At 59.1% G+C, this 9,171-nt stretch carries 8 protein-coding genes; 4 read left to right on the forward strand and 4 right to left on the reverse strand.

All coding sequences use genetic code 11. The features are described from left to right. Nucleotides 1-397: 397 nt before the first annotated feature. Both Q7L05_RS15910 and Q7L05_RS15915 read right to left on the reverse strand, forming a co-directional pair. Nucleotides 398-1,774 carry an ATP-binding protein gene (locus Q7L05_RS15910; protein ID WP_303908988.1) on the reverse strand — a complete coding sequence of 459 codons (1,377 nt, stop codon included), beginning with the start codon at nucleotides 1,772-1,774 and terminating at the stop codon, nucleotides 398-400. 6 nt (nucleotides 1,775-1,780) lie between these two features. Further along, nucleotides 1,781-2,488: a response regulator gene (locus Q7L05_RS15915; protein WP_303908991.1), complete on the reverse strand. Its 708-nt coding sequence runs from the start codon at nucleotides 2,486-2,488 to the stop codon at nucleotides 1,781-1,783. A gap of 175 nt (nucleotides 2,489-2,663) precedes the next feature. Between Q7L05_RS15915 and Q7L05_RS15920 the strand changes: the two genes are divergently transcribed. From Q7L05_RS15920 to Q7L05_RS15930, 3 genes are all read left to right on the forward strand, one after another. After that, nucleotides 2,664-3,242, forward strand: a complete 579-nt coding sequence (locus tag Q7L05_RS15920; protein ID WP_303908994.1) for a hypothetical protein — start codon at nucleotides 2,664-2,666, stop codon at nucleotides 3,240-3,242. 71 nt (nucleotides 3,243-3,313) lie between these two features. Further along, nucleotides 3,314-4,504, forward strand: a complete 1,191-nt coding sequence (locus Q7L05_RS15925) for an OmpP1/FadL family transporter (protein ID WP_303908997.1) — start codon at nucleotides 3,314-3,316, stop codon at nucleotides 4,502-4,504. A gap of 15 nt (nucleotides 4,505-4,519) precedes the next feature. Continuing rightward, nucleotides 4,520-4,711 carry a YgaP family membrane protein gene (locus Q7L05_RS15930; protein WP_303909001.1) on the forward strand — a complete coding sequence of 64 codons (192 nt, stop codon included), beginning with the start codon at nucleotides 4,520-4,522 and terminating at the stop codon, nucleotides 4,709-4,711. 55 nt (nucleotides 4,712-4,766) lie between these two features. Here the strand turns inward: Q7L05_RS15930 and Q7L05_RS15935 are convergent, their stop codons facing one another. Together Q7L05_RS15935 and Q7L05_RS15940 are read right to left on the reverse strand one after the other, a co-directional pair. Further along, entirely contained in the window at nucleotides 4,767-5,267 is a 501-nt protein-coding gene (locus Q7L05_RS15935) for a retropepsin-like aspartic protease family protein (RefSeq protein WP_303909004.1), read from the reverse strand. Nucleotides 5,268-5,824: 557 nt separating this feature from the next. Continuing rightward, complete coding sequence (locus Q7L05_RS15940) at nucleotides 5,825-6,967, reverse strand: ChaN family lipoprotein (protein WP_303909007.1); 1,143 nt, start codon at nucleotides 6,965-6,967, stop codon at nucleotides 5,825-5,827. Nucleotides 6,968-7,202: 235 nt separating this feature from the next. Between Q7L05_RS15940 and Q7L05_RS15945 the strand changes: the two genes are divergently transcribed. Next, a partial coding sequence (locus Q7L05_RS15945) for a M1 family metallopeptidase (RefSeq protein WP_303909010.1) occupies nucleotides 7,203-9,171 on the forward strand: 1,969 nt, incomplete at its 3' end.

Genomic DNA, 9,171 nt, shown 5'->3' on the forward strand with positions numbered 1-9,171 from the left:
CGCAGGCCCGAATCAGTGACGAACCTTTAGCCGTCATTGCGAGGAGCCACAGCGATGCGGCAATCTGGGGCTTTGGGAGCAGGAGATTACTTTGTCGCTGGGGCTCCTCGTAATGACATCGGGGGCAAGTTCATCAGGAGGACGTTTACATGTATGCAGGCAGTAGAGAATGTCTGGAACCTGTTCTCGAGGATGCCAAAGCCGGACCTCACCACGAAGCCATCGGTTACGTCCGAGGTGCGAGATTGCCTCTTCGCCCGGGCTCTTCGCAGTGACAGTGTTGGTGGGGATCGCCCTGTCTGCCTCGGAAGTGCGTGGTGCAAAATTTCCAATTGCATCTTTCGATTCAACAAACACTTTTGCGCTGGTCGCTTCTACAATATTGCCGCAAGCGTGACTAAAGGGCGTGATCGCTCCTCGCGGTCTCCGCCTTGCCGCGCTCCTTGTCGCCCCTTCGTACTGTCGCCATCGGCAGCTTGAGAACGGCCCGTGTGCCACCGCCGTGACGTGTGAGAAGGGTAACCTCCCAACCATTGGCCTGGGCGAGTTGGCGGGCGATGGCTAGGCCGAGCCCGCTGCCGCCCGTGGCGCGACTGCGGGAGCTTTCCAGGCGGTAGAAGGGGCGGAAGACGGTCTCCCTTTCGTTTTCGGGAATGCCCGGACCCCGGTCGAGAATATGGATGGCAATGAAACCTGCGCTACAGTGCCATTCGATGTCGACCGGAGTTCCTTCGCCATAACGCACGGCGTTTTCCAGCAAGTTCTCAAGAATGCGGCGCAGGGCCAATTCCGAGGTTTCCAGATTGCAGCTCTTGCCCGGCTTGATTCGAATCTCGGCACCGCTACGTTTAAACGCCTCTGCAACGGATGCTGCCAAGGCATCCATGTCGACATCGACCCACCGATCGTCCTCCAGCCCGCGGGCGACCTCCAGAAAGCGTCGGATGAGTGTGTTCATGTGGGTAATATCCGCACTCAGTCCCTCCATCAGTTCCGGATCGCTCTCGGCCGGGAGCATCTCCAGGGCTACCTGCATGCGTGACAGTGGCGTGCGCAAGTCGTGGGATATGCCGGCCAGCAGCGTCGTGCGGTTGGCCAGGAGTTCCTCGACCTGGACCATCATGCGATTGAAACTGCGTGTCAGGTGCACCAACTCTTCGGGTCCGGTCTCAGGAAGGGGGGCCGGCCATTCGCCGCCCCCCAGTCTGTGGGTCGCAGCCGAGAGCCGCTCCAGCGGCGACGTGAGCCGCCGTACAAGGGTTATCGCCGTGGCCATCGTAACGAGAATGCCGACCGAAAAAACCAGTAGCAGGGCCAACGGGGGCTGCACACTCATATGGGTGCGGGGGACTCCGACGGATACGACCTTGGTGCCCACATCGAACCGGGCAAAGTACCGCGGTGTACCGTCCCGATCCGTTTCCATGCACAGGGTCACCGGCTTGCCGGTTTGCTTCTCCAGGGCATTTTCAAGGAAGTAAAAGTAGGGCAGTACCAGCCCGCGCGCAGGGAGATTGTCTTGTGGAGGACGAATACGAAGTCCACTGCGCGCCTCCAGCTCTCGGGCATAGGGCGCCTGTTGCTCGTCGGGAAGTTCCGACCAGGCCTCTGCTGAAAAAACCATGAAAGCGGCCAGGTCGGCGGCGGAGCGTTCCCCGACAGGCACCAGCAGAAATTTCGCCATCACCGAGAGGGTAAAGAGGAGAAAGCCCATGGAAACCAGGGCTATGGTGGCAAGCGTCTTGCCGAAAAGCGTGCTGGGACGAATCGTCATTGGGCTTTACTGAACATCCAGGGCAAAGAGATAACCCTCTCCCCACACGGTACGGATATAGATAGGTGCGGTGGCATCGGTCTCGATTTTTCGGCGCAGCCGGGTGATGCGGACATCGATGCTGCGATCGAACGGCTGGTGTTCATAGCCTTTCAGCAACTGCAGCAGCCGATCCCGGGTGAGCACCTGATTGGGATGAGCGGTGAAAATGGAGAGTAGGGTGAATTCACCGGTGGTCAGTGGAACCTCCTCGCCCTCGCAGGTCAATCGGCGGCTCTCGACGTCGAGGACGAAAGGGCCAAAAGCCCTTTCGTCCTGAATGGGTTGGGCCATATTCCGGCTGCGACGCAGGACGGCGCGGATTCGGGCGAGCAGTTCACGCGGATTGAACGGCTTGGCGAGATAGTCATCCGCACCTACCTCCAGACCGACGATGCGGTCCACGTCCTCGCCGCAGGCCGAGAGCATGACAATAGGCAGATTGCCCCGGCTTCGAAGCCGCTTGGCAAGGGAAAGGCCATCTTCACCCGGCAGCATCAGGTCGAGGATGACGAGATCGAACGACGCTTTCGTCAGCGCCCTTTCCATCGTCCTGCCATCGGGTACGGTCGTGACTGCGAATCCATGTTCACCCAAATAGCGCTCGAGCAGCCGTCTCAGGGCATCGTCATCATCGACGACAAGCAGGCGGTGCCGATCGGTCTTTTCGTTCATAGATCATTCCTGCGGCTTGCTGAATCTTACTCCTTAACGGCCCGTAAATGCCCGTAACATTCTGTTACAACTTCGTGCTTGCGGGAAATCCCTGCGAAACACCTCTTCTGCAGACTCTATGGGTAGAGCGTTAAAACGCCTGATGAGCAACCAACTTAATACACGGGAGAAAAAGATGCGGAAAAAAACGATCGTCGGAGGATTGATTGCAGGGGTTCTGTTCATCGGCGGCAGCTCGGTGCTCGTCGCCGCGGAACCCTCGGTTGCGCAGCAAATGATGCAGAAGCAGATGCAGATCATGGAGCCTGAAATGCGGCAGCGTATCCAGAAGCTTTCGCCGGAAACCAAGAAGGCCCTGCTCAAGATCTACAGCCAGCATACACGTCATAGCGACAATGCCACCTTGCGTCATGTCATGCATGAAGTGCTTGGGGACTACCAGGCTGTGGCCACCGGACTGATGACGGACAACCCGGAGCAGGCTGCCGAGGCCGCCCGCCGGCTGGCCAATCACCGTATCCCGCGTGGCGGTCTCCTTCCGTACATGAAACTGGAGGATATCACTGACGAGAAGGTCGGCATACTGGTGCCGTTCAACGACGATGTCGAGGGTAATGCGCTTCGTCTGGCCGACGCTGCTGAAAAGAATGATATGGCCGGCGCTGCCGAGTATTTTGGAAAGGTCACTAACGGTTGCATGAGCTGTCATCAGGTTTTCCGGGGCAAGCCCGGCGTATCACGCCACTTGCGTTAAACCAGCGTAAGTGCCGTTAATCATAAAAATAAAAGCAATCGATAACCACCAAAAACCAAAGGGGAGTGGCTATGGAGGCAATAGGCAAAAAAGTCGGTGTCGTACTATGTGCGACATTGGGAGCAAATGGGGCGGTCTGGGCAACCAACGGCGATCAGATGCTCGGTGTTACCGCAACGCAGTGGGGTATGGCTGGCGCGACAACGGCAGCGCCCCAGGATGCCGGTACGGTCCTGACCAACCCGGCGGGGCTGGCTACCCTGGAGTTTGACGAGTTCGGGTCCGACATGGGATTCGGTTTTCTCAATCCGCCCCGAAAGGCGAACGGGGTGGAGAGTGACTCGGACCTCTACCTGATTCCCTCCGGGGCGTTGGCCTACCGGTCCAGCGACAAGCTGACGGTGGGAATGGGCATGTCGGGACTCTCCGGCATGGGCGTGGACTTCAATGATGTCCAACATTTTGATGGCGCCAGTAGTATTGGTGCCAATAATGTGGTGACTACGAAACAGTTCTACAAGATTGCGCCCGGGTTCGGCTATCGAGTCAACGAACAGTGGACTCTGGGTGCTGCACTCAATATCGATTATCAGAGTCTTGCTGTCGATTTGAATATGATGACCCCGAACGGCCCGAATGAACTACACCTGCCGCAAAATCAGACCTTCGGGTTCGGGGCTACCATCGGTGCCACCTATCAGCCTAACGACCTCGTGCGTTTCGGAGTCTCATACATCTCGGAACAGGACATGGATGAATTCGAATGGAATACGAGCAACGGCAAATATACTATGAATATGGATGCCGCCCAGCAGCTGGCATTCGGTGTGGCCTTCATGCCTTCCGACGACTTGCTGATCGAGGCCGACATCAAGTGGATTGCCTTTTCCGATGTGCTCGACAGTGTGGATCTGAATCTCAATGGTGAAGTTGATCAAACGTTTAATTACGGTTGGGATGATCAGGTGGTCTATGCCCTCGGTGTGCAGAAGCGGTTAAGCCCAAAAACCACGGTGAGGGCCGGTTACAACTACGGCGAATCGCCAATTGGGCCCGAGGACGTGGACTCCAATATTGGTTCGCTGGCCGTGACTGAGCACCACCTGTCGCTGGGTCTCACGCGGGAACTGGCTCAGCGCCTCTCGGCGTCGCTCTCTTACGTACATGCATTCAACAACGAGATCACTTCCAACAGCGGTTCGGGTAACACCATCGAACTCGAACAGAACGTGGTTAATTTGCAGATTTCCTACCGGAACTGAAGAAGGAGCTGAAAAATGACAGTGAATCGTGTGGTGGCACTCTTGGCCGGACTGATGGTGCTGGCCAGCATCGGGCTTGCCCAGTTCGTGCATCCGAACTGGATATGGCTGGGTGTTTTCGTCGGCTTCAATCTGGCACAGAGCGGAATTACCTCTTTTTGTCCGCTGAGCACGGTACTTAAGAAGGCTGGCGTACCCACTCAGTAAACCTACTGACCGTGTCAGCCGCCCCGGGTCGCAGGGCCCGGGGTTTTTTTTGGCCTCAGAATCCCGCCATCCGGCAGTTACTTAAGGCAAGCTGCGGCTCGGGCTCGGTCACGATGGCGAAGGGAGCCGCCTGCTTGAGCGCGTTCATTCCCAAAAGAAAGCGGGTGCGCCCCGGAAAGACTGCGGCTTCGATGTTCTGGAACTGACATCCACCCAGTTCGATGCTGGTGATGTGGTACACCGGAACGCGCATTCGGCTGCCATCGGCGAGAATGCCGGAGAGCTCACGGCTGTAACTGGCCAGCTCGCGCTCCATGAGGACCGCCAGCGTCTCTTCATTGATGGTGGTGTGACCAGCGCCGGTATCCACCAGGAACTCCACATCACCCAATCCGTTGATCTTGCCCTCGACGTAATAGGTCGAGACCCCCTTGTCATGCAGCGGCACAGCAGTGGCGAATTCGACCGGCGCCTGGGCGCGGCCGGCAAAAATCAGGATACCAGTGGCGATGCCGACTAGCAGGGAGAGGACCGGGTGTCGGATGAGAGCTTTCATAGCGATTTCCGTTCAGCGGTGGTCGGGGCGGAGTACTCGGACTCGTTAAGCCTCGTGGTGAGTACCGGCCGCGTACGGGAAAATACGTATCCAATCAGTAGACCCTGCCGGTTCCCGGAAAGTTCCTTCTTTGTATAGGCCTCTTTTGGGGCTCCCCGAACCGGCTGTTGAAAACGGTCCTCTCCCTCAGGGACAAGGGACAAAAAACGTAACTGCTCGCCCGGGTGATCGCGCACGGCCCGGGAAATCCGTCATCCCCGCGTAGGGGGGGATCCATTTTGAGCCATGCTTCTGTTCTGGATTCCCGCCTACCCCCCGCCTACGCGGGGGTGACAGGGAATGACGGAGGGGGTGAGTAGTTACCAAAAAACTTTTTTCAACAGCACTGCTAAGGCTAGGAGCCTGTCGGACTTGACCGATCGTAGCGAGGGAAAGCCGGTTTGAGACAGATTTTTCGGTCTTTCGAGGCGAATAATGGGTCTATTTAACGAGAAAGATCGGAAAATGTGGCCAAATCGGCTTTTCCGCAGTAGATCAGCGTTAAGTCCGACAGGCTCCTAGCGGAGGGTTACCGAGTACTCGACCTGCTCGCTGCCGGCCAACCACTGATCTCGCTCCACCATCAGGGTCACGGTATCACCGGCACGACCGTCAAGCAGGGCAAGCTGTACGTCGGCGGTGTTGTCGATCGGCTGGCCGTCGATTCGCACAATGCGGTCCTCTCTCTGCAGCCCCGCGGATTGGGCGGCGCTCTCTTCAGTGAAGTCCCGCACCAATACTCCGTCTTCACTATCTCCCATGAAAATACCGAGGCGGCCTTTGGATGGCAGCGGCGTTGATTCCGCCATCAGCACGAAATCGGCAATATCCGGTGTGAGTTCTTCCTGCGGGTCGTTCAATACCAGGGCACTAGTCACCGCCACGCGGCGCTCCAGGCGTGACGGGATACCGATGCCATAGGCGAGGTGGCCCGAACCGGCCAGCAAGACCATCGCGCGTTCGGGGTGTTCACGCAGGAAATCCGCCGCTCGTTCCGCCATACCCTCGTCCCAAAGCAATTGCGCCTGCATAAAATGTTCGAATGATTTCTCATTGTCACCCTCATGGGGATGTGTGTTGTAAATCGCCTGCAGCCGCTGCCGATACGGCTCTCCGGCTTCGCCAATTTCGGGTAGTTGTGCCTGCTCCGCGGGTTCCAATCCATCAAATCCCTGGCGGGCCACCTTTCGGGTCAGCTCCTCGGGGACATTGAGTGCAAGCAGTTTGAGGCCCTGTTCGCGGGCATAGTTCAGGATGGGGCGGTAGAGGCGGTAGTCGAATTTCCAGCGGGAGTAGTATTCGGTACCGCGCAGCATCTCCTTCTCGGAGATTTTGCCCGCCACATAGTCGTCCAGGTATGGTTGGAAGGGCTGCTGGAAGAACTCCAGCCCGATCACCAGGTCGGGGTGGCGCTCGTGCATCCCGCGGATGATGGCCAGCTGGTTCAGGTGGTGACTGTAGCGGTCGTGGCTCTCGCCTACGAACACCACCCGGTTATCAGTCAACTGCGGCATGATCGCTTCCAGGCGAGGGACATCACGCAGATCCACTGCGAAGGTGGCGGGTGCCTCGGAAGACCCGGGCAGCTCGGGACCCGCCGCAGTGGCACAGCCGCAGAGCAGCAAAACCGTTGCCGGAAGCAGAACTTTGGAAATCGTCATTGGGACTCCTTGTTTTCCTGGCGTCGGGGGTTGACTCGCCGTAGGAGGGAATGCTGGTTTGAAACATCTTTTTCGTTCTGTTGTGGACCTGAATTTAACGGGGAAGAGTGGAAAATGGGTCAAATTCGGCTTTTCCGCGGTAGATTAACGTCAGGCCCGTTAGGCTGCCAGCCGAGGCCCCTATCCATGCAACTATAATACACTCCAGTTTTTCGATGATTTTTCGGGAGTTTGCATGCGTCTGTCCGCGCTTCTTATCCTTTGGCTGGTGGCTCTGCCGGCACTGTCCGCTCCGGTGCTCGAGCATCAGCTTCGGGTCACCCTGAAGCCGCAAGCCCATGCCCTGGCCGTCACCGACACGATCGTCTGGCCCAAGCCACCGGCGCAGGCCCCGATCTTCGTGCTGCACGCAGGGCTCAACCCCAAGGCGCTGAAAGGGGCGAAACTGAAGCCCGTGGGCCGTGTTCAGGGCGTTATTCTCCTCGAGCGCTACCGCCTCGAACTGGAGCAGGGTACGCGGCAGGTGACCCTCAGCTATGGCGGGCGCCTGCACCATCCGCTGGATGAATTCGGCGAGGGTGTCGGCCGTAGCCGGCAGATGACCCCCGGCTACATCGCGGAAGATGGTGTCTATCTGGGTGGCGGGAGTGGCTGGGTGCCCTTTTTCGGGCCTGAGCAGCGCGTGACCTTTAGCCTCGATGTCGAGGCACCCGGAGGTTGGAGCAGTATCAGCCAAGGCGCCGGGAGCATGGGGGAGGGTGCCACCATGCGCTGGACCGAGCGCCTCCCCCAGGATCAAATCTATCTCATGGCCGGGCCGTTTCACGTCAGTCGTCAGCCGGCGGGACCGGCCGAAGCTCAGGTATATCTGCGCGAGAAGGATCCGCAACTGGCACAGCGCTACCTGGACGCTACCAGCGACTATCTGGAACTGTTCAGTGAATTGATGGGGGAGTACCCCTATGCGAAGTTCGCGCTGGTGGAGAATTTCTGGGAGACGGGCTACGGAATGCCCTCGTTTACGCTGCTCGGACCCCGGGTGCTGCGACTCCCCTTTATTCTCTACTCTTCCTATCCGCACGAGATCCTCCACAACTGGTGGGGCAACGGCGTGTTCGTGGACTATGAGACGGGCAACTGGAGCGAAGGACTGACGGCCTACATGGCCGACCACTTGCTGAAAGAGCGCAAGGGAGAAGGCGCTGAATACCGCCGGGACCAGTTGCAGAAGTATGCCGAGTACGTCTCGGGGAGCCGCGATTTTCCGTTGCAGGCCTTTACTTCCCGGCATAGCGGGGCCAGTCAGGCCATCGGCTACGGCAAATCGCTGATGCTGTTCCATATGCTGCGCCTGCGACTGGGGGACGAGGTCTTTCTCGAGGGGCTGCGGCACCTTTATCGGGAGCATCGATTCACCGAGGCGGCCTTTGCCGACGTGCGCCGCTCCTTCGAGGCGGTCAGTGGGAAAGCCCTTTCAGACTTTTTTCGGCACTGGGTCGAGCGGCCGGGAGCGCCTCGCCTGAACCTTGAGGCCGTCGAGACGGAGGAGGGAGCGTTGAACCTGACGTTAACCCAAAAGGGACCGGGAAAGCCTTTCCCGTTGCAGGTGCCGGTGGTAGTTCGAATGTCCGATGGCACGCTGGACGAGCACCGGGTGAGCCTGGATGTTGAGCGTAGCGAAGTTTCGCTGCCACTCTCCGGAGAGCCGCAGTGCGTCGCCATCGATCCCCGCTTTGATCTGTTCCGGCGGCTGCTCCCTGGAGAGATTCCGGTCTCTCTGGATTCGCTGCTGGGTGCCGACAGTCTGCTGCTGGTGGTCCCCGCCGGGGGGCCGGACCCCATGCGCCGGGCCTACCAACGGCTGGCCGAGGGCTGGTCGGCGGGAAACTCCGGCGTGAGTGTTCGTGCGGATGACGAGCTGGAATCCCTGCCGACGGACCGGCCGGTATGGCTGCTGGGGTGGACCAATCGCTTTCGGAATCAGCTGGCGGAAGCGCTGGACGATTCGGCGCAGCTGGCGTCGGACAGCGTGGAACTGGAGGGGCGCGACTGGCCGCAGGACAGGCGGAGTTTCGTGCTGACTGCCTCCCGCCGGGGCGGGGCGCCCATCGCCTGGATGGCCGCCGATACCCCGGCCGCCGTCCCCGGACTCGCCCGGAAGGTGCCCCACTATGGCAACTACGGTTACCTGGGCTTTACCGGTG

This window comes from Thiohalomonas denitrificans (assembly GCF_016841685.1).
Classification (GTDB): Bacteria; Pseudomonadota; Gammaproteobacteria; order Thiohalomonadales; family Thiohalomonadaceae; genus Thiohalomonas; species Thiohalomonas denitrificans_A.